Annotated in this window: 18 protein-coding genes and 1 tRNA gene; 13 read left to right on the plus strand and 6 right to left on the minus strand. The window is 70.9% G+C overall.

The features are described 5' to 3' along the window. Positions 1–90 precede the first annotated feature (90 nt). Entirely contained in the window at positions 91–1,470 is a 1,380-nt protein-coding gene (locus tag AB5J53_RS20695; protein WP_369252360.1) for a DUF2079 domain-containing protein, read from the plus strand. A gap of 106 nt (positions 1,471–1,576) precedes the next feature. Here AB5J53_RS20695 and AB5J53_RS20700 read toward each other — a convergent pair whose 3' ends face one another. Together AB5J53_RS20700 and AB5J53_RS20705 are read right to left on the minus strand one after the other, a co-directional pair. Then, a complete protein-coding gene (locus AB5J53_RS20700) occupies positions 1,577–4,147 on the minus strand; it encodes an ABC transporter permease (protein ID WP_369247144.1) in 2,571 nt (856 codons plus the stop codon). After that, positions 4,144–4,932: an ABC transporter ATP-binding protein gene (locus AB5J53_RS20705; protein ID WP_369247145.1), complete on the minus strand. Its 789-nt coding sequence runs from the start codon at positions 4,930–4,932 to the stop codon at positions 4,144–4,146. The genes AB5J53_RS20700 and AB5J53_RS20705 overlap by 4 nt, the downstream gene beginning before the upstream one ends. A 461-nt stretch (positions 4,933–5,393) precedes the next feature. On the opposite strand from AB5J53_RS20705, the gene AB5J53_RS20710 reads away from it, so the two are divergent. The 3 genes from AB5J53_RS20710 to AB5J53_RS20720 all read left to right on the plus strand — a co-directional run bounded on the left by AB5J53_RS20710 (position 5,394) and on the right by AB5J53_RS20720 (position 9,297). Then, complete coding sequence (locus tag AB5J53_RS20710) at positions 5,394–6,911, plus strand: MFS transporter (RefSeq protein WP_369247146.1); 1,518 nt, start codon at positions 5,394–5,396, stop codon at positions 6,909–6,911. A gap of 248 nt (positions 6,912–7,159) precedes the next feature. Next, on the plus strand, positions 7,160–7,648 hold the full coding sequence (locus tag AB5J53_RS20715) for a DUF485 domain-containing protein (protein ID WP_369247147.1): 489 nt from the start codon (positions 7,160–7,162) through the stop codon (positions 7,646–7,648). Further along, a complete protein-coding gene (locus AB5J53_RS20720; RefSeq protein WP_369247148.1) occupies positions 7,645–9,297 on the plus strand; it encodes a cation acetate symporter in 1,653 nt (550 codons plus the stop codon). The genes AB5J53_RS20715 and AB5J53_RS20720 overlap by 4 nt, the downstream gene beginning before the upstream one ends. Positions 9,298–10,174: 877 nt before the next feature. Here AB5J53_RS20720 and AB5J53_RS20725 read toward each other — a convergent pair. From AB5J53_RS20725 to AB5J53_RS20735, 3 genes are all read right to left on the minus strand, one after another. Continuing rightward, entirely contained in the window at positions 10,175–11,062 is an 888-nt protein-coding gene (locus tag AB5J53_RS20725) for a cellulose-binding protein (RefSeq protein WP_369247149.1), read from the minus strand. A 304-nt stretch (positions 11,063–11,366) separates the two neighbouring features. Next, on the minus strand, positions 11,367–14,462 hold the full coding sequence (locus AB5J53_RS20730; RefSeq protein ID WP_369247150.1) for an SUKH-4 family immunity protein: 3,096 nt from the start codon (positions 14,460–14,462) through the stop codon (positions 11,367–11,369). A 7-nt stretch (positions 14,463–14,469) separates the two neighbouring features. Then, complete coding sequence (locus AB5J53_RS20735) at positions 14,470–15,465, minus strand: SMI1/KNR4 family protein (RefSeq protein ID WP_369247151.1); 996 nt, start codon at positions 15,463–15,465, stop codon at positions 14,470–14,472. Between the two features lie 229 nt (positions 15,466–15,694). Between AB5J53_RS20735 and AB5J53_RS20740 the strand changes: the two genes are divergently transcribed. Continuing rightward, positions 15,695–16,198: a YwqJ-related putative deaminase gene (locus AB5J53_RS20740; RefSeq protein WP_369247152.1), complete on the plus strand. Its 504-nt coding sequence runs from the start codon at positions 15,695–15,697 to the stop codon at positions 16,196–16,198. A 67-nt stretch (positions 16,199–16,265) separates the two neighbouring features. Then, positions 16,266–16,760 carry an SUKH-3 domain-containing protein gene (locus AB5J53_RS20745; RefSeq protein WP_369247153.1) on the plus strand — a complete coding sequence of 165 codons (495 nt, stop codon included), beginning with the start codon at positions 16,266–16,268 and terminating at the stop codon, positions 16,758–16,760. Positions 16,761–17,478: 718 nt separating this feature from the next. Here the strand turns inward: AB5J53_RS20745 and AB5J53_RS20750 are convergent. Next, complete coding sequence (locus AB5J53_RS20750; RefSeq protein ID WP_369247154.1) at positions 17,479–18,843, minus strand: sensor histidine kinase; 1,365 nt, start codon at positions 18,841–18,843, stop codon at positions 17,479–17,481. Between the two features lie 167 nt (positions 18,844–19,010). On the opposite strand from AB5J53_RS20750, the gene AB5J53_RS20755 reads away from it, so the two are divergent. The 7 genes from AB5J53_RS20755 (at position 19,011) to AB5J53_RS20785 (ending at position 24,802) form a co-directional block, all read left to right on the plus strand. Then, a complete protein-coding gene (locus AB5J53_RS20755) occupies positions 19,011–19,868 on the plus strand; it encodes a hypothetical protein (protein ID WP_369247155.1) in 858 nt (285 codons plus the stop codon). Between the two features lie 27 nt (positions 19,869–19,895). Then, a tRNA-Gln gene (locus AB5J53_RS20760) sits at positions 19,896–19,970 on the plus strand. Positions 19,971–20,083: 113 nt separating this feature from the next. Further along, the gene (gene glmU, locus AB5J53_RS20765) at positions 20,084–21,532 is read left to right on the plus strand and encodes a bifunctional UDP-N-acetylglucosamine diphosphorylase/glucosamine-1-phosphate N-acetyltransferase GlmU (protein WP_369247156.1); all 1,449 of its coding nucleotides are present in this window, start codon (positions 20,084–20,086) and stop codon (positions 21,530–21,532) included. Positions 21,533–21,653: 121 nt separating this feature from the next. Further along, positions 21,654–22,628 (plus strand): ribose-phosphate diphosphokinase, encoded by a 975-nt coding sequence (locus AB5J53_RS20770; RefSeq protein ID WP_351547563.1) that lies wholly within the window; start codon positions 21,654–21,656, stop codon positions 22,626–22,628. Positions 22,629–22,824: 196 nt separating this feature from the next. After that, positions 22,825–23,418 (plus strand): 50S ribosomal protein L25/general stress protein Ctc, encoded by a 594-nt coding sequence (locus AB5J53_RS20775; RefSeq protein WP_369247157.1) that lies wholly within the window; start codon positions 22,825–22,827, stop codon positions 23,416–23,418. A 91-nt stretch (positions 23,419–23,509) separates the two neighbouring features. After that, positions 23,510–24,121, plus strand: a complete 612-nt coding sequence (gene pth, locus AB5J53_RS20780; protein ID WP_369247158.1) for an aminoacyl-tRNA hydrolase — start codon at positions 23,510–23,512, stop codon at positions 24,119–24,121. Positions 24,122–24,304: 183 nt separating this feature from the next. After that, a complete protein-coding gene (locus AB5J53_RS20785; RefSeq protein ID WP_369247159.1) occupies positions 24,305–24,802 on the plus strand; it encodes a hypothetical protein in 498 nt (165 codons plus the stop codon). Positions 24,803–24,881 lie beyond the last annotated feature (79 nt).

Raw genomic sequence — 24,881 nt, forward strand, 5'->3', positions numbered from 1 at the left:
ACCCGCACTTGCTCCCCCGCCCAAGGACCACACCCCGTGCACACAGCCCAGGCCGCCGCCCCACCGGACCGCGCCCCGGCAACCCCCCACATACCCCGGCCGGTCACGCCCGCCCCCACCCGTGACCGGCGCCCCCTCGACCCGCACCTCCTGGCCACCGTCCTCTTCGTGGCGTACGCGGCGCTCTCCCTCGGCCGCTACCGCCACCTCGCCACCAAGTCCTGGGACCTCGGCATCTTCGAGCAGGCAGTCCGCGCCTACGCCCACCTCCAGGCCCCGGTGGCCGATCTCAAGGGCCCCAGCACGAACATCCTCGGCGACCACTTCAGCCCCATCACGGCGCTGCTCGCCCCGGCCTACCGGCTGTTCCCCACGCCCGTCACCCTCCTCGTCGCGCAGGCCGCGCTGCTCGCGCTGTCCGCCGTGCCGGTCACCCGAGCCGCGGCGAGGCTTCTCGGGCGGCACCGCGGGCTCGCGCTCGGGGCCGCGTACGGGCTCTCCTGGGGCATCCAGCGCACCGTCGACTTCGACTTCCACGAGATCTGCTTCGCCGTCCCGCTGATCGCCTTCGCCCTCGAAGCGCTCCTCGCCCACCGCCGGCGCGCGGCCCTCCTGTGGGCACTCCCCCTGGTGCTGGTGAAGGAGGATCTCGGTCTGACGCTGGCCGCGATCGCCCTGGTGGTCGCGGTGCGGGCGCGGCGCTCGTCCCGGCGGGCCGCGCTGTACGCCCTCGGAGTCGCCGCCCTCGGCGTCCTGGCCACGGTCGTCACCCTCACGCTGGTGATACCGGCCTTCAACACCGGGGACACCTACGCCTACTGGGGCAAGATCGGTGACGCGGGCAGCCCCCTCGACGGCATGGGCACCAAACTCCGTACCCTCGCGTGGCTGCTGATCCCCACCACCGGCCTGCTCGCCCTGCGCTCCCCGCTCCTCCTGGTCGCCCTGCCGACCCTGGGCTGGCGCTTCGGCTCCTCGGACGCGCACTACTGGGGAACGGACTGGCACTACAGCGCGGTCCTGATGCCGGTCCTCTCACTCGCCCTCGCCGACGCGCTCTCCCGCGCCCGCTACAGCCCGCGCCCGTGGCTGCGTTCGTACGCGCTGCACCTCCCGGCCGCCGTCGCCGCGGCCTCCCTCGCGCTGACGACCACACTCCCGCTGTCCCTGCTGACCGAGCCCGACGCGTATCGCAAACCCGCGCGCGTGAGTGACGTCGAGCGGATGCTGGCGCTCGTCCCGGACGGGGCGAGCGTCGAGGCGAACACCGGGCCGAGCAGCCGGCTCACCTCGCGCTGCCGGGTCTTCTGGGTCGGCACCACCCATGGCATCACCCCGGACTTCATCGCCCTGGACAACACCTCCCGCTCCGTCCACGACGTCCAGGCGTACGCTCGTCAGCTGCACCCGCACGCCGAGTACGCCGTCGTCGGCGCCGCCTACGGCTACGTACTCCTCGAACGGCGGTAGCTCCGAGACACGCCGCGGGCCCGGTCCGAGGAGATCGACTCTCCTCGGACCGGGCCCATCCCCCGCAACCCCCGTACGCGGTGGCTGTGCGGCGGCCTCTCGGCCGCTAGTCGGTGGCGATCGCGTTCAGCACATTCATCCGGCCCGCCCGGAACGCCGGGATCAGGGCGGCGAACAGGCCCACGAACGCCGAGCCGATGAAGACGAAGGTGATCGTCGGCCACGGGATGTCCAGGACCTTCAGGCCCTCCAGGGCGAGGAGCTTCTGGGCGGTGGCGCCCCAGCTCATGCCCAGGCCGAGGCCGAGGAGGGCGCCGAAGAGGGCGATGACGACCGACTCCAGGCGGATCATGCGGCGCAGCTGGCGGCGGGAGAGGCCGATGGCGCGCATCAGGCCGATCTCGCGGGTGCGCTCGACGACCGACAGGGCCAGGGTGTTCACCACGCCCAGGACCGCCACGACGATCGCCAGGGCCAGCAGACCGTAGACCATGTTCAGGAGCTGGCCGATCTGGTCCTTCAACTCCTGCTTGTAGTCCGTCTGGTCGCGGACCTGGTACTGCGGGTAGGGCTCCATGGACTTCTTCAGGGCGGCGTACGCCTGCTTCTCCTGGCCGTCCTTGGCCTTGGCGAACATGATCTCGTTCGGCGGGATCTTGTTCGCGGGCAGGTACTTCTTCATCGTCTCGATGCTCGTGTACCGGGCGCCCTTGTCGATGGCCACGTCGTCGTCCGTGATGGCCGCGACCTTGAGCTTCGCCGTCTTGCCGCCCTTGAAGGCGACGCTCACGGTGTCGCCGAGCTTCACCCCGTGCTTCTTGGCGTAGTCCGAGCCGACCGACATGGCGTCCTTGCCGTACGCCGCCGACAGCTCACCGGCGGTCGTCTTGCGGCGCAGGTCCTGGGCGTAGGAGGGGTCAGCTGCTGTGATCCCCGAGTCGTCGACCTGGCCGTCCGGCGAGGTCGTCCTGGCTTCGAGGTCCTTGTAGCGGGTGACGTGCTCCAGGCCCGGCGTCGCCTCCATGGCCTTCTCGGCCTGCAGCACGATCCGCTGGTTGCCCTGGACGATGAAGTCCGCGCCGACCGACTTGTCGAGCTCGTCCGTCGCCGACGCCACCATGGACGATCCGACCACGGAGAGGCAGGCGACCAGCGCCAGGCCGATCATCAGGGCGGCACCGGTGGCGCCCGTACGGCGCGGGTTGCGCAGCGCGTTGCGCTCGGCGAGCCGGCCGACCGGGCCGAACATGCGCAGCAGTACGGCGCTGATGACCCGGACCACCCCGCCCGCGAGCAGCGGGCCGATGATCACGAAGCCGATCAGGGTGAGGACGACACCCGCGCCCAGCACCAGCGAACCGTCGCTGGCCTTGTCGGCGGTGGCCGCCGTGTAGAGCGCGAAGGCTCCGGCGCCGGTCAGCACCAGGCCGATCAGACCGCGTACGAGACCGGCCTTGCCGTCCGCCGGGGTGCCGGCGTCGCGCAGCGCGGCCATCGGGGAGACCTTGCCGGCGCGGCGGGCCGGGAGGTAGGCGGCGAGGACGGTGACCACGACGCCCAGCAGCAGGCCCACCACCGGGGTGGTCGCCTTCACCGTGAGATCGCGGGTCGACAGGTCCATGCCCATCGACGACATGATCTTCATCAGGCCGACCGCGAGGCCGACGCCCGCGCCGACACCGAGGATCGAACCGAAGCAGCCGAGCAGCAGCGCCTCGACCAGGACCGACCGGTTGACCTGCTTGCGGGAGGAGCCGATGGCACGCATCAGGCCGATCTCGCGGGTGCGCTGGGCGACCAGCATCGAGAAGGTGTTGATGATCAGGAAGATGCCCACCAGGAACGCGATGCCGGCGAAGCCGAGCATGGCGTACTTGATGACGTTCATGAACGAGCTGATGCCCTTGCGGTTCTCATCAGAGTTCTCCTTCTGCGTCTGGATCTTGAAGGATCCCGACCCGTCGAGCACCGAGGAGACGCTCTGCTTGAGCTGCGCGTCCGAGACACCGGACGCGGCGGAGAGGTTGATCTGCGTGAACCGGCCGGTGGCGCCGAGCAGTTCGCGCTGGGCGGTGGCGGTGTCGAAGTAGACGACGGCGGCACCCGGGTTGGTCACCTTGAAGGTGGCGATACCGACGATCTTCGCCTTGAAGTCACCGGTGACCGCGATGGTGCGCAGTTCGTCGCCCATCTTCAGGTGGTGCTTGTCGGCGGTGTCGGCGTCGACCATCACCTCGGTCGGGCCGCGCGGGGCGTGGCCCTGCGTGATCTCCATGGACCGGAGGTCATTGCGCGTCCAGTTGCCCGCGATGGTCGGGGCGCCGGTGGTGGACCCCATGTTCTTGTTGTCGCTGTTGACGACGGTCACGTTCATCGAACTGACCGCGCCCTCGGCGGACTTGACGCCCTCCGCCTTCTTCGCACGCTCCAGTACGGAGGCCGACACCGACTCGGGCTTGCCGTTCTGCGGGGTGTCGTCGCTCTTGGCCGCCTTGGGCAGCACCGTCACATCGGAGGAGGTGACCGCGAACAGCTTGTCGAACGTCGTGTTCATCGTGTCGGTGAACACCAGGGTGCCGCAGACGAACGCCACCGACAGCAGGACCGCCACGGCCGACAGCGCCATGCGCCCCTTGTGCGCGAAGAAGTTGCGCATCGAGGTCTTCAGGACGGTCATGATGTACGTCCCCGGGCGTCGAAGTCCTTCATGCGGTCCAGGACCTGCTCGGCCGTCGGCTGGTACATCTCGTCGACGATCCTGCCGTCCGCGAGATACAGCACACGGTCCGCGTACGAGGCCGCCACCGGGTCGTGCGTGACCATCACGATGGTCTGGCCGAGCTCGTCCACGGAACGGCGCAGGAAGCCCAGCACCTCGGCCCCCGCACGGGAGTCCAGGTTTCCGGTCGGCTCGTCACCGAAGATGATCTCGGGCCGGGCGGCTAGTGCCCGCGCCACCGCGACGCGCTGCTGCTGACCGCCGGAGAGCTGGTTCGGGCGGTGCTTGAGGCGGTCGGCGAGCCCTACGGTCTCCACGACCTGGTCCAGCCAGCCCTTGTCCGGCTTGCGGCCGGCGATGTCCATCGGCAGCGTGATGTTCTCCAGCGCGTTCAGCGTCGGCAGCAGGTTGAACGCCTGGAAGATGAAGCCGATCCGGTCCCGGCGCAGCTGTGTGAGCTTCTTGTCCTTGAGCCCGGTGATCTCGGTCTCGTCCAGGTGGATCTGGCCGCTCGTCACGGTGTCGAGCCCGGCGAGGCAGTGCATCAACGTGGACTTGCCGGACCCCGAGGGGCCCATGATCGCGGTGAACTGGCCGCGTGCGATGTCCACGTCGATGTGGTCCAGTGCGACGACGCGGGTCTCCCCCGACCCGTACGCCTTCACGACCTGCCGCGCTCGCGCGGCAACGGCCGTACGCCCTCCAGTGCCCCCGTGCCTGGGAATGGTCACAGCCGATGTCACGGTAAGTCTCCTATGTCGGGCAGCAGATGATTCCGCTGCTCAGCGGTTGAAAGTGCGCTTCGGTACGTCGGTAAGTCTGGTGCCGGGAGGTGCTCCGGCGCGCTGGTGCTCAGCGCAGTCTTTTGCTGGGGAAAACCCCACCCCCCAAGGTGCGGTCCGTACGACCGGACGTGCTCCCCAGCGGCGTAAAGCCAGGTTAAGGACAAGGCCTGCCCCCTCTCGTCCTCCAGCGGGACGAGCCCTCCCCGAGCCCTAGTACGGAGATCCCCCTAGGGGCCCTCCACCCTTCGGTGGAGTCCTTCTCGGGGTCGCCTCCACCCTCGAGCCCACTCAGCGTCCACCCTCCCGCGACAATCAGCAGGTGCCGCGCGAAGCGCGCCGTTGAGGGGTGGTGGCTGGGCGACGGGAGGGCCAAGTGGGAAGCTGTTGTGCGGCAGATAGGTGCAAGGGGAAGGAATCTCGTGGACCAGGGGGAAACCGGGATACGAGCCGCGGCGACGGGCTCGGCGGGCCGACCTCAGGGCACCCGCGGACGCCGCGCCGTGGTCGCCGCCCTCATGCTCGCGATGGCGCTGGCCGCGCTCGACTCCACCATCGTCTCCACGGCCGTACCGCAGATCGTCGGCGACCTCGGCGGCTTCTCCGTCTTCTCCTGGCTGTTCTCGGGCTATCTGCTGGCGGTGACGGTCACGCTGCCGGTGTACGGCAAACTCTCGGACACCTTCGGCCGCAAGCCGGTGCTGATCGCGGGCGCCGTCCTCTTCCTCGTCGGCTCCCTGCTCTGCGCCACCGCCTGGAACATGGCCGCGCTCATCGCCTTCCGCATCGTGCAGGGCCTGGGCGGCGGCGCCCTCCAGGGCACGGTGCAGACGCTCGCCGCCGACCTCTACCCGCTCAAGGAACGCCCCAAGATCCAGGCCAAGCTGTCCACCGTGTGGGCCACCTCGGCGATCGCGGGTCCCGCGCTGGGCGGAGTCCTCGCGGCGTACGCCGACTGGCGGTGGATCTTCCTCATCAATCTGCCGATCGGTGCGCTCGCCCTGTGGCTGATCGTCCGTCACCTGCACGAGCCGGCACGGGAGACGACGCGGCGTCCGCGCATCGACTGGGCGGGCGCCCTCGCCGTCTTCGCCTGCGGCGGCGTCCTGCTCACCGCGCTGGTGCAGGGCGGCGTCGCCTGGGACTGGCTGTCGGCACCCTCGATCGCCCTGTTCGGCACGGGACTCGGCCTGGTCGCGGTGGTCGTGCTGGTCGAACGGCGGGCGGCCGAGCCGATCATCCCCGGCTGGGTGTGGCGGCGGCGCACCATCGCGGCGGTGAACCTGGCGCTCGGCGCGCTGGGTCTGCTCATGGTCGCGCCCACGGTCTTCCTGCCCACATACGCCCAGGCGGTTCTGGGCCTGGCCCCGATCGCCGCCGGATTCGTCCTCTCCGTATGGACGTTGAGCTGGCCGGTGTCCGCGGCGCTCAGCCAGCACGTCTATCGCCGGATCGGCTTCCGCAACACCGCGATGCTCGGCATCGGCGCGGCGACCCTTCTCCTGCTGGCCTTCCCCTTCCTGCCCTACCCCGGCGAGCCGTGGCAGCCCGCGCTCCTCATGCTGCTCCTCGGCGGCGCGCTGGGCCTCTTCCAACTCCCGCTGATCATCGGCGTCCAGTCGAGCGTCGGCTGGGCCGAACGCGGCACGACCACCGCGTCCGTTCTCTTCTGCCGCCAGACCGGACAGACGATGGGCGCGGCCCTGTTCGGCGCAGTCGCCAACAGCGTGCTGGCCGCGCGGCTCGGCGGCGCGGGGGATCTCGACTCGGTGACCCGCGCGCTGGACTCGGGTGCCCCCGCCGAGCACCTGCGCCACGCGGTCGCCGACGCGGTCCACGCCGTGTACTTGGGGGCGGCCTGCGCGGCCGCGCTCTCCTTCCTGATCCTGCTGTTCGTCGCACCGCGCCGCTTCCCGGTGCTGAAAGACCCCACGGACTGAGAGACAACGGCGGACCAAGGCACCCGGCCCGGTGGACGACGGGACGGCGTGCACACAGTTGGCACACAAGTCCCGTACAACCACATGGGTAAACGCGGGTAACACCCCAGGTCACCGAAGTAAGCCATACCGACCACTCAGTTTGGTGAAACTCTCGCGCGCCCCGGCTACCTGCGAGTAGCGTGCGCTGCTCACCCCCCAGCTCCCTGCGGTCCGCACCGGACCCGAGCCACGCAAGGAGAAACGGGATGTCAGACGCGTTCTCGTCCCCCGAGTACCAGCCGCCGCACCTACCGAGGCACCAACCGCCGTCCCCGCCGTCGTCCCATTACCCGCAGTTCCCGAACAGCGCCTCACCCTCCTACGTCACCTATCCCTGGCAGCCCCCGCCACCCGAGCCCGAGAGAAGGCGCCTGCCGCGCCACCAGGCGCTGGGGCACCACAGCGACATCAGACTCCTGCGCGGCGCGTACCGCTGGCAGCGGCGGGTGGCGACGCTCACCGCGCTCGGATACTTCACCCTCTTCCTCCTTCTCTCCGCGTTCGCGCCGTCGCTGATGACGACCACGGTGTCTGGCGGGCTGTCGACCGGGCTGCTGCTCGGACTGCTCCAAGTACCCGTCACCTGCCTGGCGATCGGGCTGTACGAGTACACGGCGCGCCGGCGCGTCGACCCCATCGCGGACCGGATCCGCAAGCAGGCCGAGCTGGACGCGAAGCGGGAGGCGGCACGATGACGGCGTTGAACGGGTTGACCGGGTTCAGCAGCTCCGCGCAGGCCATGTCCCTGGTGGCGTTCACGACGGTGGCCACGATCACGCTGCTGCTGTGCGTGATGACCGGACCCGACCGTGACGACCTGGACGAGTTCTACACGGGGTACGGATCGCTGTCGCCGATGCGCAACGGCCTTGCCATCGCCGGGGACTACATCTCCGCGGCGACCGTACTCGGCACGGGCGGGGTCATCGCGCTGGCCGGCTACGACGGCGTCGTACTGGCCCTCAGCACGGCGCTGTCCCTCATGCTGCTGATGTTCCTGCTGGCCGAACCGCTGCGCAACGCGGGCCGGTTCACCATGGGCGACGCGCTCGCGCGCCGGATGCCGGGACGCGCGGTCCGCATCACCGCGTGCGCGGTGACGCTGGTAGCCCTACTACCGCTGATGCTGGTCCAACTTGCCGGTACGGGCGACCTGTTGGCGTTCATCCTCGGCTTCTCCAGCGACTCCCTCAAGACCGGCTGCGTCATCGGACTCGGCGCGCTGATGATCAGCTACGCGGCGATCGGCGGCATGAAGGGCACCGCCCTCATCCAGATCCTGAAGATCGTGATGCTGCTCGGGTCCGGGGCCGTCGTCGCCGTACTCATCCTGCACCGGTTCGACTGGAACCCGGGGGCGCTGCTCGACGCGGCCGGCAGCAACAGCGGCGTGGGCTCCGCGTTCCTCCACTCGGGCCTGGAGTTCGCGGGTGGCCCCAGCCCCCGCCTGGACATGATCACTTCGGAGCTGACCGTCGTCCTCGGCGGCGCCTGCCTCCCCCACATCACCATGCGGATGTACACGGCTGGCAGCGCCCGGCAGGTGCGTCGCTCGATGTCCTGGGCGGTGCCGTGCGTGGCCCTGTTCGTCCTCGTCATCAGCGTCATCGGCTTCGGCGCCACCGCGCTGATCGGGCGCGACGTGATCGCGGGCGCCGACCCGCAGGGCAACACCGCGTACCTCCTGGGCTCCAGGGCGGCCTTCGGCCCCGACGTCTCGACGGCGGAAACCCTCCTCTTCACCACCGTGACGACGGCGATCTTCCTGACTCTGCTCGCCTCGGTCGCCGGGATGATCCTGGCCTGCGCCAACTCCCTGGCCCACGACGTCTTCGCACACGGCCGCTTCTTCCGCGGCCGCCGCCACGACGACGAGCTGTCACCGCGCCGCGAAATGCTCCTGGCCCGCCTCTCCGCGCTCGCGGTCGGCGCGCCGGCCATCCTCCTGGCCACGCTCGTCCAACACCGCAGCCTGCAGCCCCTGGTCACCCTCTCCTTCTGCCTCGGCGCCTCCGCGATAGCGCCCGCCCTGGTCTACAGCCTCTTCTGGCGCCGCTACACCCGCACCGGGCTCCTCGCCACCCTCATCGGCGGCACCCTCACCGTCCTCCTCCTCATGCCCGGCACCAATCTCGTCTCCGGCTCCCCCATCTCCGCCTTCCCCGACGCCGACTTCAACTGGTTCCCCTTCACCACAACAGGCCTCGTCTCCATCCCCCTCGGCTTCGCCTACGGCTGGCTGGGCACGGTGGCCTCCGGCCGAAGGAAGGCGGAGGAACAGAGGAGGCAGTACGAGGCGGTCGAGGGGTGGATTCTGGCGGGGGCGGCGAGGAGGGGGAGCTAGACGGGAGAGCCGGACGCGAACCCACGAAGCGGACGGACCCGGCCCTCAGGGCGGTACGGGCGCTGCCTTCTTGGCGACCGAGCGGCCGCCCTCGCTGCCGCGCACCGCCACCGAAGCCGCGCTGCCTCTACTGCCGCCAAAGCCGCCCTCGCGTCGGCGCACAGCGCCGCGATCGCTGTGACGCTGCCGCGTGCTGACGCCGCAGCCGCCGTCGCTCTGCCCCCGTGGCCGCGCATCCGGCATCGCGCTACCGCGCACCGCCACCGAAGCCGCGCTGCCCTTACTGCCGCCAAAGCCGCCCTCGCGTCGGCGCACAGCGCCGCGATCGCAGTCGCGCTGCCGCGTGCTGGCGCCGCAGCCGCCGTCGCTCTGCCCCGGTGGCCGCGCAGCAGCCCTCACCGTGCCGCGTACCGCCGCCCAAGCCGCCCACACTCGGTGCACCACCCCGCGGTCGCAGTCGCGCTGCCGCGTGCTGGCGCCGCAGCCGCCGTCGCTCTGCCCCGGTGGCCGCGCAGCAGCCCTCACCGTGCCGCGTACCGCCGCCCAAGCCGCCCACACTCGGTGCACCACCCCGCGGTCGCAGTCGCGCTGCCGCGTGCTGGCGCCGCAGCCGCCGTCGCTCTGCCCCGGTGGCCGCGCAACAGCCCTCACGTTGCCGCGTACCGCCGCCCAAGCCGCCCTCGGGCCGCGCCTTCCAGCTGGCCGAGACGGGTGGGCGGGTGGGAAGCACGCCGCGGAGCGGCGAAGAAGGCCCCGTGGAGCGGGGCGGATCCGGGCCGTGGAGCGGCGAAAGCTTCCGGGGGCCGCGGAGTGGCAAGGTGCCGGGCCGCGGAGTGGCAAGGTGCCGGGCCGCGGAGCGGCAAGGTGCCGGCGGGGGCTACTCCGCCGGGGCCCGCCCCGTCAGGGTCGCGAGGCTCGTGCGTACGTGGTCCATCTGGGCCCGTACGTCATCCCACCGCTCCCCGTGCTCGCGCAGCACCCGCTCGGTCTCCCGGGCGATCCGATCCTCCATGACCCGCGCCTCGGCAAGCAGCTCACCCGCACGGGACACCGCGTCCTCCTGCCCGTGCCGAGCCGACTCCTCGGCCTCGGCGAAGGCCCGCTCGGCATCGGCGACCGCGGCCTCGGCGCGCGCGGCGCGTTCGACATGGTGCGCGTCGAGCGCGGCCTCCCGCTCGGCGGCCGCACGCTCGGCCTCCGCCCAGCGCTCGGCGTGCTCCTTCTCCTGCTCGGCGAGCAGCCCCTCCGTACGCTGCCGCATCTCGCGCAGCGCGGCCAGCGCCTCACCACGGTTCTCCTTGATGTCACGGCGGGCCGAGATCCGCATCTCGTCGGCCTCCGCACGCGCGGCGAGCAGCCGCTGCCGGACGCGTTCCTCGGCCTCGCCGCGCACCTCGTCGGCGTACGCCTGCGCGGCCTCACGCACCCGCCGCGCCTCCGCCTCGGCCTCGTCGACGACCTGCTGGGTCTCACGGCGCGCGGTGTCGCGTACGGACGCGGCCTCCTCCTCGCCGAGTTCGAAGATGCGCCGGGCACGCTCGCCGAGCGTCTCGTACGTCTGCGGGGCGAGCCGCGCGACGCTCTCCCGCAGCCGCTCCACCTCCGCGCCCATCTCCTTGGCCAGCACGGTCAGCCGCGCGGCCCGCTCCCAGGCGGCGTCGCGGTCCCGGGAGAGCGCCGCGGCGTACGCGTCGACCTGCTCGGGACGGTAACCACGCCCCCGTACGGCCATGAAGCCGTGCGGCGACACCGATGCGCTGCTCATCCTTGAACCCCTCTCCGCCCGACATACACGAAATGAAGATTTCGCGCACATCTTGATGGATCACACGGAAGTGTTCATAACGCGACACTCCGCCCACCCATTCGGCCAAGGATGCGTCATTTGAGGTCGGAAGCCGCAATCGTGGTGTCACGACGCGGCGCCGAGAAGAACTGTTCGTCCTTCGCACGGTCCCATCCGGCGACATCACCGACCCCGTCGACAAAGACGTACGAAGGCCCACACGACCGAGGCGCCCGACCCATCACACAGGTCGAGCGCCTCAGTCGTACGTGTGCCCGCGGAGCTACAGCAGGCCGTCCCACATCTGCTCCAGCAGGACCGACCACCAGCTCTCCGGGGAGCCGAGCGCCGCCGGGTCGAGGGAGGCGAGCTGGGCCTGGAAGTCGACGGTCCAGCGGCCCGCCTGCTCCTGGTTGAGGCCGAAGCGCAGCCGCCACATACGGCCGAGCAGGGCCAGGCAGCGCGCGAACTCGGGCAGACCCGTGTTCACGAACTGCGGCGGCACCGGGGCACCGCCGGGACCCGCCTCCACCGGCACGGCCACGATGTTCGCCGTGCCGTACTGGACACAGATCGCCTTGCCGAAGTCGCTGCCCATGACGAGATACGAGCCCGCGTCCGCGGCGGGCTGCACCCCGCGCTCCTGCGCCAGCTCGGCGAGCGTCGGCACCGGACGGCCCGGCTGCGCCTGCGCCCAGAAGAACGGGCTCATGTCGACCGGAAGTCCGGCCACCACCAGCGTGTGCGCCACGATGTTCGGCACGCCCTGACGGGAGACCGCGGCTTGGTCGAACCGGAACACACCCGGCCCGAACGCCGCCGCCAGCTCCTGTCCGATCGCCTCCGGCGGGATCGGCGGCGCGGGCTGCACCGGCGGAATCGGCGCCCGTACCGGCGCCGGCCGCGCCGGACCGTCCGCCACCTGGTGCAACTCGCCCTGGTGAGCCAGGAGTTGGTGCATGCCCTGCTGACGGCTCGCGTGATCCGTACCGTACGGCGCGATGCTCGTGATCCGCGCCTGCGGCCACGTCTCCCGGATCATCCGCGCGCAGTACGCGCCCGGCAGCTCACACGACTCCAACTCCGTGTGCAGCTCCAGCACTTGCTGCGGCGGCACGTTCATCGCCCGCAACTCGTGCAGGATCTGCCACTCCGGGTGCGGCGTACCCGGCGCGGAACGCCGGATCAGCTGCTGCTCGGAGCCGTCCTGCGCGCGATAGCGCAGTACGGCCTGATAGCCGGGCCCGACGGTCGGCTGCCCCGCCTGCGGATAGCCGTACGCCGGCGGCTGCTGGCCGGGAGCCATCGGCTGACCCGGCATCGGCTGACCCGGCACTGGCTGCCCGGGCAGCGGCTGGGGAGCGCCCGGAGGCATACCGGGTGCCTGCGGGGGCGGCGGCGCGCCGGGACCGCCGACGGACGGCCCCGCGAGCACGGTCGCCGCGTGGTGAGCACCACCCGGAGGCGTACCTCCCGGAGGCTGCGGCGCACCAGGAGCACCGGGCGGCTGCGGCGCCCCGGGACCACCGACGGCGGGACCCGCGAGCATCGTCGCGGCATGGTGAACACCACCCGGAGGCGTACCACCCGGAGGCTGCGGCGCACCAGGAGCACCCGGCGCGGCAGGCTGCCCCGGAGTACCAGGCGCGGCAGGCGCACCGGGAACACCAGGAGCGCCCGGAGGCTTGGGTGCGCCCGGAGCACCAGGCGGCTGCGGCGCCCCGGGACCACCGACCGCCGGACCGGCCAGCATCGTCGCCGCATGGTGAACGCCACCCGGAGGCTGCGGCGCACCAGGAGCACCAGGAGCACCGGGCGCGCCAGGCGCACCCCCCAGCCCCTCGGGCCCGTCAGGACCGAGCTGCGAGACGAGCTGCGTCGGCACGTACCCGCCCGCGGGGGTCCCCGGAGCACCGGGCCCGGACGGCGGAGGCGGCGTACTCCCCGCCCGCGCACCCGGCACACCCGGGGCGCTCGGCGGAGGCGGCGCGCTCACTCCACCACCGCGCGCACCCCGCGGCGGTGCCTGTGCCTTGCTGGTCGCGGCGTCGGCGATGTCACCGGCGTTGGGCGGCAGGGGTCGCGCCGGCGCGGCGGGCGGAGGCGTGCCGGGAGCACCCGGAGCCTGCGGCGCGGGCGGCGGCGTACCCGGAACTCCCCCCGGCCCCTGCGGGAACCCGTACGCGGGCGCACCCGGAGGCGGCGTGCCCTGCGGACCACCCGGGACCGGGGCACCCGGAGGCGGCGTACCCGGGACGGCCGAACCCTGCGGCGCACCAGGAGGAGGCGTACCCGGGACTCCACCCGGGCCCTGCGGATAGCCGTACGAGGGCGCACCGGGAGGAGGCGTGCCCTGCGGCCCCCCGGGCCCCTGCGGATACCCGTACGACGGCGCGACCGGCGGCGTTGCACCCTGGGGCGCACCGGGACCCGGCACCGGCGCGGGACCGCCGGGAGCACCCGGACCCTGCGAAGAGCCGGACGGCGACGGCGAGTTCGGGGCGTCGACCGCGGGCGCCAGCGCCGTGCGCGGAAGTTGGCTGCCCCCGGACATCAGGGCGGTCTTGGCATCCGGCGTCGCGGCCGGCGGCGGGGGGTCGTCGACATCAGTGAGCGGCGGCGCGAACACGGTCGCGGGCAGCGGTACGGAACGGTCGTCACCGGCGTCGGCGTTCGTGTCGGTCCCCGCCCACGGGGTGGCCGCGGAGGGCGCACCCGGCGTCACGGCGTCGTGCGGACCCGAGCCCGGCTCGTCGGCGGCCGCGGCCGCGGGCCACGGCGTACCCCCACCGGGAGCCGAAGGCGTAGCGGGCGCGGCGTGCGCCCCCGGCGCGGAAGGCACCCCGTGCGCGTCCGACTGCCCCGGCGCACCCGGAACCGAACTCCCGCTCCCGGAAGCCCCATTGACAGACCCGCCGCCCAAGGAGGCGTCCCCGCCCGCAGAGGCGGCGGCGGGACGGGACCCAGCCCCGTCGGACGCCCCGGCGCCCGCCCGCCGATCCGGAATCCCCAACTTGTCCGCGGCCTCCTGCAACCACTCCGGAGGACTCAACAAGAAGGAAGTCTGGTTCAGATCGACCCGGGCCGCAGGCGCCGGCGAAGGCGCGGGCGCCGCGTCCGGAATCCCGTACTCCTCCTCGTACCGGCGAATCACCTCACCCACCGGCAGCGCGGGCCACAGCGTGGCCTCCCCGCTGTCACGCGCGATGACAAGCCGCTGCGCGCCCCCGTCGGAGCGCGGACCCTCGGCACGGTCCTCGGCCCACACCACGAACCCGAGTTCGAACTCCCGCACCCGCACCTCACGATGCTGATACGAGGCCACGTCCCCGTTGATCCACTCTTCCGCGCGCTCCTGCGCCTGCGCGAAGGTCACCATCGGAAGTTCACTCCCCCACCGAAGACACTGAAGAGACAGGCACGGCGCGCGCGAAGCCGCCGTCCACCATCAGGTTCGCCACCGTCTCCAGCTCGGGCGGATTGCCCGCGAGCCGGGACAGGAACTGGTCGAAGTCACCGCCGCAGGGCAGCAGCAGCCGCTGCACCCGCTCGGCCGGCGGCCAGGCGTCCTGGTCGCGGGCATCGTCGTACGCGCAGAACCAGACCGAACCGATCCCGTCACCCTTGACCTTCACGGCCAACAGCCCGCCCTGCACGAACCCAACACACAAGTAATCCTTGGTGAGATGGTCGCGCAGGCACTTGTTGACGTAGACGAGGTCGTTGACGGCGGCCTCGTCGCGCACCGTGAAGAAGGGCTGGTCCACCAGGAGTCCCAGCTCGGCGTCGAGCGCGGCGCCGACCGGCGCGCACCCCCCGGCCGCCTTCAGGAAGGACCGATACGCACCCGGCAGCCGGTACCCGAGATCCTCCTCGACCCCCAGCACCTGCTGCTCCGTCACCGCCACAACCGACTTCGGCAGCCCGAAGTGCGCGGGCCGCGTCTCCTGCAACGGCCGCGTGCCCCGCTTGTTGTGGTCGACGGCCGACGTCGCGATACCACCGTGATGCCGCAGCAACGCCTTGACCTCGACGGGCACCAACTCGAGCCGCCGACCGCCCGGCACGTGGTGCCAGGTCCAGCCGTGCGGCGTGGCCACCGACGGGATCGTGTCCCACAGGTCGTGACCGGTGGCGGCCAGCGCGGCATTCGCGGAGACATAGTCCGTGAGTCGCAACTCGTCGACGCCGAAGCCCTCAGGGGGCTCGGCGATCTCGGCGGCGGCACGCGCGTAGAGCGAGAAGTCGGGGTAGCCGTGCTCGTCGACCCGTACACCTCTGGGGTGACGGGCAGCCCGGACCGGATCCGGAAAATGCACGACCTGCCCGGCGTAGGCCGCGTTCGGCGGCGCGGCTTGCTGCCCGAGCCGACCTGTCGTCATGGCGGTTGCCCCCTGCGGCGTTCTCAAGAGCGGTATGGACCGTGGATGTCGACAGCCTATGCGGTTGTACGACACCGGTCACCGGGCCTCCGGTTCCGTGACCTGCCGTCACCCCGCCGTGACCGTACGACGAAGACCGGGCGTGTCGCGCCGCCCCAGCTTCCGCACCCGCCACGGCATTTGGCAGTCTGTCTCCGCACCGGGGGATGCATGGGAGGGAACAACGATCATGAACGCGACGCATACGGGCACGTCCGGGGACCCTCGGGTCGGCTGGAGCAGCGCCGAGGCGCCCCACGCCCCCACCCTCCTGCACCGCCGTGACGGCATACTTCCCACCGTCGCCGCCGCGCTCTCCGTACGCGGCGCGACCCTCACCGGCACGGCGGCGCGCGGCGACCAGCCCCCCGCCCTGCACCCCCTCGTCCAGGACTTCCTCGACACCCTCACCAGCGCACAACGCGACCGCTTCACCGGCCGCTGCGCCGAAGCGATCCTCATCTCCCGCCACATCGCCTCGGTCGACGCCGCCCGCAGCAAGCGCGCCACGCGCAAACCGATGACGAACGGCGAGGCCCGCAAAGCCCTCAAACAGGCCAAACTCACCGCCCGCCGCATCCGCGAGGACGGCGACCCGCTGCACGGCAGCTTCGCCGAGCCCTGCCGCTCCTGCACGGCGCTCAGCGACCACTTCGGCGTACGCATCGTCGACCCCGCCGCACCGGACGCCTGACCCCCACCGCTCCTGTACGACGGCGTCCGCCACGCCGATGTCCCATCCCTCGACGAACGAAGGGCAGATGCACGCCGACCGCTCCTCCACCACACGCTTCTCCGTCCCCGTGGACGCCGCGCTGCGCTCCGCGGGGTGGCAGCCCGGGCGCTGGGACATAAAGCAGGCCGAGTACTGGGCCGACGCGCTGCGCGGGCACGCGTCGCCGGCCGGGCACCGGCACGCCGTGTTCCCGGCGGCGGTGGAGGCATGGGCGGAATTCGGAGGCCTCCGCATCACCTCACCAGGGCCCGGCCGCCAGCTCGCCCCCGCCACCGTGCACTTCGACCCGCTGCACGGCCTCCACATGGCCCGCACCCTCGGCGACCTCGGCCGCGCCCTGGACTCCGAGGTCTGCCCCCTCGGCGAGGAGTCCGACACCCGCGCCCTCCTCGCCATCGACGCCGAGGGCCGCGTCTACACCCTCGACCACACCGGCGACTGGTACCTGGGCCCCACCATCGACACGGCCCTCACCACCCTCCTCGCCGGCATAGAGCCGACCCGCCTCACCGCCGGGTAACCCCGCCCCCTCCGCCCCAGGCTTTTCTCGCCCCCTCCGCCCCTACCCGTCCCGTACCTGGGGGCTGCCGCCCCCAGCCCCCCGCATCGGGCTGAACGGCCTCGTCCTCAAACGCCGGACGGGCTGAAGACCTGCCGGCCGGGGTGGAGGGGGCAGGCGGGTGAGTGCGATGCACCCGCAGCCGCGGACGCGCGCCACCACGGACCCGCAGTCGCAGACGCGCGCCACCACGGAGCCACAGTCCCGGACGCACACCACCACGCAACCGCAATCGCGGACGCACGCCACCACGGACCCGCAGTTGCAGACACGCGCGCTACCACGCAGCCACCGTTGCGGACGCGCGCCACACGGAACCGCAATCGCGGACGCATGCCCCACGCAGCCGCAGTCGCACACGCCACGCACCCGCAGTCCCAGACGCCCGCCCCACGCACCCGCAGCCGCGGACGCACGCCCCCCCCACTCAGCGGCAGTCGAGGACGCACACCCCCATTCACCCGCACCCGCCGACGCACGGGAGGGGCCGTGCCGGTACATCACATGCCCCGTCGCTTACGTGGTTGCCAACAGGCAGAGCCATGTAAGCCAAGCGATCTGCCACCGGCGACGGGGCGGATGTACCGGCACGGCCCCGACCCACCCACCGACGGAACGCGATACGCCCACCGGCGGCAGGCGGACCCAGCCACCGGCGGAAAGGCGCAAGACGGCTCCCCTACGCCTCCGCCGGAATCACCGCGGACACCCGAAACCCACCCGCATCCGTAGGCCCGGACACAAACACGCCCCCCAGCGCGGCAACCCGCTCCTTCATCCCCAGCAACCCATTACCGCCACTGGGCAAGCGCACGGAACCCCCCGGCTCCGGCTCCGACGGGCACTCGTTCTCCACCTGCATCGCGAGCTCGGACACCCGATGCGCCAGCCGCACATGCGTCTTCGCACCCGCCGCATGCTTGTGGACGTTGGTCAGCGCCTCCTGCACCACCCGGTACGCCGTCTGCTCGACCTCCGGCGCGTACGCGCGCGCATCCCCCTCCACCGACAGGTCGACGACCATCCCCGCAGCCGCCGACTGCCCGATGAGCTCGTCCAGCTCAGCGAGACAGGGCCCGTCCACGGACACGGCCCCGGACCCGAACCCGGGCCCGAACCCGGCCCCCGCCCCGGACTCCGAGTCGTCCGCCGCCCGCGACGCCGCCGCCGCGGCCGCCGCCCCCACCGCCGCAAGCGGCACCGACTGCACCCGCACCCCCAGCCCGTCCCCCGTACGCAGCACGCCCAGCATCTCGCGCAACTCGGTCAGCGCCTGCCGCCCCATGTCCCCGACCAGCGCCGCGTTCTTCACGGCCTTCTCGGGATCCTTCCGAGCCACGGCCTGAAGGGCGGCGGCATGCACGACCATCAGGGACACCCGATGCGCGACCACGTCATGCATCTCACGAGCGATCCGCGTCCGTTCCTCGTTCCGCGCCCACTCCGCACGCTCCTCGGCCCGCTCGGCGAGCAACTGCAGCTCCCGCTCCAGCGAGTCCGCCCGCTCCCGCAGGCTCTCCATCAGCCGCCGCCGCGCACCCACATACAGCCCGAGCAGAACGGGCGGAGCGGTCATCCCGATAGCGGTCGTAATGGAGATGAAGGGGACGAACCAGTCCCCCATCGTCACGTCTCCACGCACGACCCCTTGATGCGCCCGCACAAAAGTGACGATCAGCATCCCGGCGAAGGACATCCCCGCCAACGCTCCGATGATCCGCCGCGGCAGCTCGGACGCGGCGAGCGTGTACAGCCCGACGAGCCCCATCAGGAAACCCATCTGGGCAGGCGTGATGGCGATCGACACCAACACAACGGCGATCGGCCACTTCCGCCGCAGCAGCAGCACGGACCCGGCGATCAGCCCGAACCCCACCCCCACCGGAACAGGCAGCCCCGCGTCATGCGCGAACCGGATCCCCTCCCCCGCGCACTCCACCGCGGACGCCGTCGCGAGCCCCACATCCAGCACCGCACTGCGCCACCTGACCCACCACCACGGCCCGATCCCGGCCGCGGTGTGCTCTTCCCCCGTCGTGGTCATGCCTCCAGCCTACGGTCGCCCCCCGCCCCTTTTCCGGTGAGTTTCGTCTACTGGCCTACACCACCCTCCGTAATCGAACAGAAGCGAAACCGGCCGGTATCCCTCGAACTGCTGAATCGCTCACCGTTCGACCCCGGAGGCACACATTCCGCCCGGACGGTATGCCTATGGCACACGCATATGGCAAGTACGCCGATTTCGAGGGGCTGCGGGAGCGGGCGGTCGCCTTGCGACGGGCGGGACTGAGCCTCCGGCAGATCCGGGACGAGCTTCAGGTCCACAACAAGGAGACCCTTCAGCGCCTCGTCGAGGGCGAACCCCCACCGCAGTGGACGAAGCGCCCGAACGCGAAGGACGACCTGCGCGACAGGGCTCGCGAGCTCCGCCGGCAAGGCTGGACATACAACGAGATTCAGGCAGAGCTGGGGTGCTCGAAGAGTTCGGCATCGCTCTGGGTGCGGGATCTGCCTCACCCGGAACCTCGCTGCACCCCGGAGGAACAGCGAGCTCGCATGAACGCGGGGCTCGCGCGACTACGCGCCGAACAGGACCAGGCGCGCCAGGAATCCAAGAGGGAGGCCGCCGAGGCGGTCGGAGACCTGTCCGACCGAGAACTGTTCATGGCAGGAGTCGCTCTCTACTGGGCCGAGGGGCAGAAGAGCAAGCCCTACCAGCGCCGGGAATCCGTCACCTTCGTCAACAGCGACCCGGGAGTGATCCAGGTCTTCCTCGCCTGGCTCGACCTTCTCGACGTGACACGAGAACGCCTGCGCTTCCGCGTCATGATCCACGAGTCCGCCGATGTTGCTGCAGCCGAGCACTACTGGGCGAATCACGTCGGAGGCGACAGCAGCTCCTTCAACAAGACCACGCTCAAGAGGCACAACCCCAAGACGGTCCGCAAGAACGTCGGCGACACCTATCGGGGTTGCCTTGTGATCTACGTTCGACAGAGTGCCGATCTGTACCGTCGCATTGAAGGCGCCTGGTACGGCATAGTGTTGGGTGCCCACTCGGCGACCTGACCAAATGTCCGGTTCGGTTGAGTTTCATCCCCCGTGGTGTAATTGGCAGCACTGTGGCTTTTGGTGCCATCTGTCCGGGTTCGAGTCCTGGCGGGGGAGCCACGCTCGGTTCGGGCCCTGACAGCCATGTCAGGGCCCGCTCTCATGTCCCTCCCGATACGCCCCGGTATCCTGCGGATGTCAAAACCCCCCATCCGAAGCCGAAGGGCATACCCGTGAGCGCCAATCGCCCGGCAGCCGTCGTCGTTCTTGCAGCGGGTGAGGGCACCCGTATGAAGTCGGCCACACCGAAGGTTCTGCACGAACTGTGTGGCCGTTCCCTGGTGGGTCATGTGCTCGCGGCCGCGCGCGAGTTGGAGCCCGAGAACCTGGTCGTGGTCGTGGGGCACGCCCGCGAGAAGGTCGTCGCGCATCTCGCCGAGATCGACCCCACCGTACAGACGGCCGTGCAGGCCGAGCAGAACGGCACCGGGCACGCCGTGCGGATGGGCCTCGAAGAGCTCGGCGGCCACGTCGACGGCACCGTCGTCGTGGTCTGCGGCGACACCCCGCTGCTCAGCGGCGAGACCCTCCAGCGCCTCGCCACCACGCACACGGAGGACGGCAACGCCGTCACCGTGCTCACCGCCGAGGTCCCCGACGCCACCGGCTACGGCCGCATCGTGCGGGACGGCGTCAGCGGCGCGGTCACCGCGATCGTCGAGCACAAGGACGCGAGCGAGTCGCAGCGGGCCATCCGCCAGATCAACTCGGGTGTCTTCGCCTTCGACGGCCAGCTCCTCGCGGACGCGCTCGGCAAGGTGCGGACGGACAACAGTCAGGGCGAGGAGTACCTGACCGACGTTCTCGGAATCCTGCGCGAGGCGGGGCACCGCGTCGGTGCGGCCGTCGCCGCCGACCACCGCGAGATCGCCGGCATCAACAACCGCGTCCAGCTCGCCGAGGCCCGCCGCATCCTCAACGACCGGCTGCTGGAGCAGGCCATGCTCGCCGGGGTGTCGGTCATCGACCCGGCCACCACCTGGATCGACGTCGCCGTCACCTTCGAGCAGGACGCGATCGTGCACCCGGGGACGCAGTTGCAGGGCGCCACACACCTGGGCGAGGGCGCCGAGGTCGGCCCCAACTCCCGTCTGAAGGACACCAAGGTGGGCGCGGGCGCCCGTATCGACAACACCGTCGCCGTGGGCGCCGAGGTCGGACCGCAGGCGAGCGTGGGCCCGTACGCGTATCTCCGCCCGGGCACCCGCCTCGGGCTGAAGGCCAAGATCGGCACGTACGTCGAGACGAAGAACGCGAAGATCGGCGAGGGCACCAAGATCCCGCACCTCTCCTACGTGGGCGACGCGACGATCGGTGAGTACTCCAACATCGGTGCCGCCAGCGTCTTCGTGAACTACGACGGACAGGACAAACACCACACGACGGTCGGCTCACACTGCCGTACCGGTTCGGACAACATGTTTGTGGCTCCCGTCACGATCGGGGACGGCGCGTACACCGCGGCGGGCTCGGTCATCACCAAGGACGTACCGCCCGGTTCGCTGGCCGTGGCCCGCGGCCAGCAGCGGAATATCGAGGGTTGGGTGGCTCGCAAGCGTCCGGGGAGCGCGGCCGCGAAGGCGGCGGAGGCGGCTTCCCGGGAGCCGGAAGGCGAAGCCTGACCGGAAACGGGCACGTCTGACACGGCGTACCGTGATAAGTGCACACCCGCACCGTGCACCCACACCCCAGCTGAGACCACTTCTCAACACCCAGCTGAGACACCTCTGAGGAGACAGTGCTGTGACCGGGATCAAGACGACCGGCGAGAAGAAGATGATGTTCTTCTCCGGCCGCGCCCACCCCGAGCTTGCCGAGGAGGTCGCCCACAAGCTGGGTGTCGGGGTAGTCCCGACGAAGGCCTTCGACTTCGCGAACGGCGAGATCTACATCCGCTACCAGGAGTCCGCCCGCGGCGCCGACTGCTTCCTGATGCAGAGCCACACGGCTCCGATCAACAAGTGGATCATGGAGCAGCTGATCATGATCGACGCTCTGAAGCGGGCCTCCGCTCGGAGCATCACGGTCATCGTGCCCTTCTACGGTTACGCCCGGCAGGACAAGAAGCACCGCGGACGTGAACCCATCTCGGCGCGCCTGATCGCCGACCTGATGAAGACGGCGGGCGCCGACCGCATCCTCACGGTCGACCTGCACACCGACCAGATCCAGGGCTTCTTCGACGGCCCGGTGGACCACCTGTTCGCGCTGCCGATCCTCGCGGACTACGTGGGCGCGAAGGTCGACAAGTCGAAGCTCACGGTCGTCTCCCCGGACGCCGGCCGCGTGCGCGTCGCCGACCGCTGGTGCGACCGTCTCGACGCCCCCCTCGCGATCGTGCACAAGCGCCGCGACAAGGACGTCGCCAACCAGGTCACCGTCCACGAGGTCGTCGGTGATGTGAAGGGCCGCGTCTGTGTCCTGGTCGACGACATGATCGACACCGGTGGCACGATCTGCGCCGCCGCCGACGCCCTGTTCGCGCACGGCGCCGAGGACGTCATCGTCACCGCCACGCACGGTGTGCTCTCCGGCCCGGCCGCCGACCGTCTGAAGAACTCCAAGGTCAGCGAGTTCATCTTCACGGACACTCTGCCGACCCCGGGCGAGCTGGAGCTCGACAAGATCACGGTGCTGTCGATCGCGCCGACGATCGCGAACGCGGTCCGCGAGGTCTTCGAGGACGGTTCGGTGACGAGCCTGTTCGAGGAGCAGTAAGCTCTCGAACCCCGCGATCCCCTAGATCGATTTCTTGTACGGCCTCCCCGCCGCGTAAGCTGTCACAGTTGCTCGGCGAGGGAGGCCGTACCGCTTCAAAGGGCGGGTACGGCGGTCCGTTATCGACGCGCTCTTCGTAGCAGGCCGATGTTTTGGCCGGGTGACCACCTTCCCCAATGATCTACGAGGAGTGAACATGGCCGACGTCAAGCTCACCGCCGAGACCCGCACCGAGTTCGGCAAGGGCGCCGCCCGCCGCATCCGTCGCGAGAACAAGGTTCCCGCCGTTGTCTACGGTCACGGCGCCGACCCCGTCCACATCACGCTGCCGGGCCACGAGCTGCAGCTCGCCCTGCGTACCCCGAACGTCCTGCTCACCCTGGACATCGAGGGCCGCAGCGAGCTGGCGATCCCGAAGGCCGTGCAGCGCGACGCGATCAAGGGCTTCCTCGAGCACGTCGACCTGCTCACCGTGAAGCGCGGCGAGAAGGTCAACGTCGAGGTCTACGTCCACACCGAGGGCGAGCTGGCCCCGGGCGCCTACCTGCTCGAGCACGTGCTGAGCACGCTGACGGTCGAGGCCGAGGCCACCCACATCCCCGAGTCGGTCACCGTCTCCATCGCGGGCCTGGAGGCCGGCGCCTCCATCACCGCGAAGGACATCCCGCTCCCGGCGGGCACCACGCTGGCGATCGACGAGGACGCGGTCGTCCTCCAGGTCCTGGCCGCCCAGGCGGAGGAGGCCCCCGAGGAGGCCGAGGGCACCGCCGAGGCCGGCGCCGAGGCCTGATTCCTCGCCGGAATCTCATCTCTGTCAGCCGCCGCTCCCACCAGGAGCGGCGGCTGGCGCGTATCAAGGACACGGCGCGTATCAAGGACACATGGGAGACACGGACGTGACGACCGACGCCAACGCCCCCTGGCTGATCGTGGGGCTCGGCAACCCCGGCCCCGAGTACGCCATGAACCGGCACAACGTGGGCTTCATGGTCGCCGACCTGCTGGCGGAGCAGATCGGCGGGAAGTTCAAGCGGGCCGGGAAGGCGCAGGCGCAGGTGATCGAGGGCCGCATCGGCCCGCCCGGTCCGGCGAACCGCCGGGTGATCCTGGCCAAGCCGATGTCGTACATGAACCTGTCCGGCGGCCCGGTGAACGCGCTACGGGACTTCTACAAGGTGCCGGTGGCGAACATCGTCGCCGTCCATGACGAGCTGGACATCGACTACGGCGTGCTGCGCCTCAAGCTCGGCGGCGGCGACAACGGCCACAACGGCCTGAAGTCGATGACGAAGGCGATGGGCCCGGACTACCACCGGGTGCGGTTCGGCATCGGGCGCCCTCCGGGCCGGATGCAGGTCGCCGACTTCGTACTGAAGGACTTCGCGTCGGCGGAGCGCAAGGAGCTCGACTACTTCGTGGACCGCGCGGCGGACGCCGTGGAGTGCCTGGTGATCGAGGGCCTGGAGCGGGCGCAGGGCACGTACAACTCGTAGGCGGCGCGTACGGCTCGCGGCGGCGCGCAGGCGGCGCGTGCAACTCGTAGGCGGCGCGCAGACCTCATGGGCGGCGCGCAGAGCTCGGAGGCAGTCGAAGTACTCGTACAACTGCCGACTTGTCCGCCCACCGGGCTCCGCTGGAGTTGACCGAGCGCACGGCCATGGCCAATGATCCCGGCCATGCCTGCCGTCACCGCAAGTCGAGGCTCCCGTCAGAACGCCCACGCGGCGCTGCGGTTCGGACGGCTCGCGGCGATGGGTGCGGTCGCGGGGCTGATCCTGATCGCGGGCGTCTGGGCCTCCTGGGGCACCGCTCAGCACGTGATGCTGAGCAAGGGCAGGGAGCAGGGCACGATGACCGTGAAGTCGTGCTCGGGCGAGCGCTGTACGGGGCCGTACACGCCGACGTCTGCGGGTTCGAAGGCGCGGGCCCGCGTCACCATCGAGCAGTCGGTGGCGGTGAAGAAGGGGCAGACGTACACGGTCACCGTGAAACCCGGCAGCAGCGATGTCGTCCGCAGCGGCCCCGCCGGACTCCTCTACGCCTGGGTGCCCCTGGGGGGCGCCCTGCTGCTCGCTTCGGTCGTGGTCGCGGGCGGCCTGCGCCTCACGCGCGTGGCGTGGGTGATGGCGGGGCTGGGGATCGCTCAGCTCACGGTCACATTCCTGGCGCTCTGACCTGGGATTCTCGGCCGGAGATCGTCTTCACATCCATGGAAAACCTGTGCGTTCCCTGATTGTTATCCGTGACCATTGG

It is taken from the genome of Streptomyces sp. R41 (assembly GCF_041053055.1).
Taxonomy (GTDB): domain Bacteria; phylum Actinomycetota; class Actinomycetes; order Streptomycetales; family Streptomycetaceae; genus Streptomyces.

Excerpts from the sequence above, each read along its gene's own strand:
- AB5J53_RS20725 (WP_369247149.1), bottom strand. The coding sequence starts at position 11,062 with ATGAGCAGCGCATCGGTGTCGCCGCACGGCTTCATGGCCGTACGGGGG.
- AB5J53_RS20785 (WP_369247159.1), top strand. The coding sequence starts at position 24,305 with ATGCCTGCCGTCACCGCAAGTCGAGGCTCCCGTCAGAACGCCCACGCG.
- AB5J53_RS20730 (WP_369247150.1), bottom strand. The coding sequence starts at position 14,462 with ATGGTGACCTTCGCGCAGGCGCAGGAGCGCGCGGAAGAGTGGATCAAC.
- pth (WP_369247158.1), top strand. The coding sequence starts at position 23,510 with ATGGGAGACACGGACGTGACGACCGACGCCAACGCCCCCTGGCTGATC.
- AB5J53_RS20755 (WP_369247155.1), top strand. The coding sequence starts at position 19,011 with ATGGCACACGCATATGGCAAGTACGCCGATTTCGAGGGGCTGCGGGAG.
- AB5J53_RS20775 (WP_369247157.1), top strand. The coding sequence starts at position 22,825 with ATGGCCGACGTCAAGCTCACCGCCGAGACCCGCACCGAGTTCGGCAAG.
- AB5J53_RS20740 (WP_369247152.1), top strand. The coding sequence starts at position 15,695 with ATGAACGCGACGCATACGGGCACGTCCGGGGACCCTCGGGTCGGCTGG.
- AB5J53_RS20700 (WP_369247144.1), bottom strand. The coding sequence starts at position 4,147 with ATGACCGTCCTGAAGACCTCGATGCGCAACTTCTTCGCGCACAAGGGG.
- AB5J53_RS20735 (WP_369247151.1), bottom strand. The coding sequence starts at position 15,465 with ATGACGACAGGTCGGCTCGGGCAGCAAGCCGCGCCGCCGAACGCGGCC.
- AB5J53_RS20745 (WP_369247153.1), top strand. The coding sequence starts at position 16,266 with ATGCACGCCGACCGCTCCTCCACCACACGCTTCTCCGTCCCCGTGGAC.
- AB5J53_RS20750 (WP_369247154.1), bottom strand. The coding sequence starts at position 18,843 with ATGACCACGACGGGGGAAGAGCACACCGCGGCCGGGATCGGGCCGTGG.
- AB5J53_RS20715 (WP_369247147.1), top strand. The coding sequence starts at position 7,160 with ATGTCAGACGCGTTCTCGTCCCCCGAGTACCAGCCGCCGCACCTACCG.
- AB5J53_RS20720 (WP_369247148.1), top strand. The coding sequence starts at position 7,645 with ATGACGGCGTTGAACGGGTTGACCGGGTTCAGCAGCTCCGCGCAGGCC.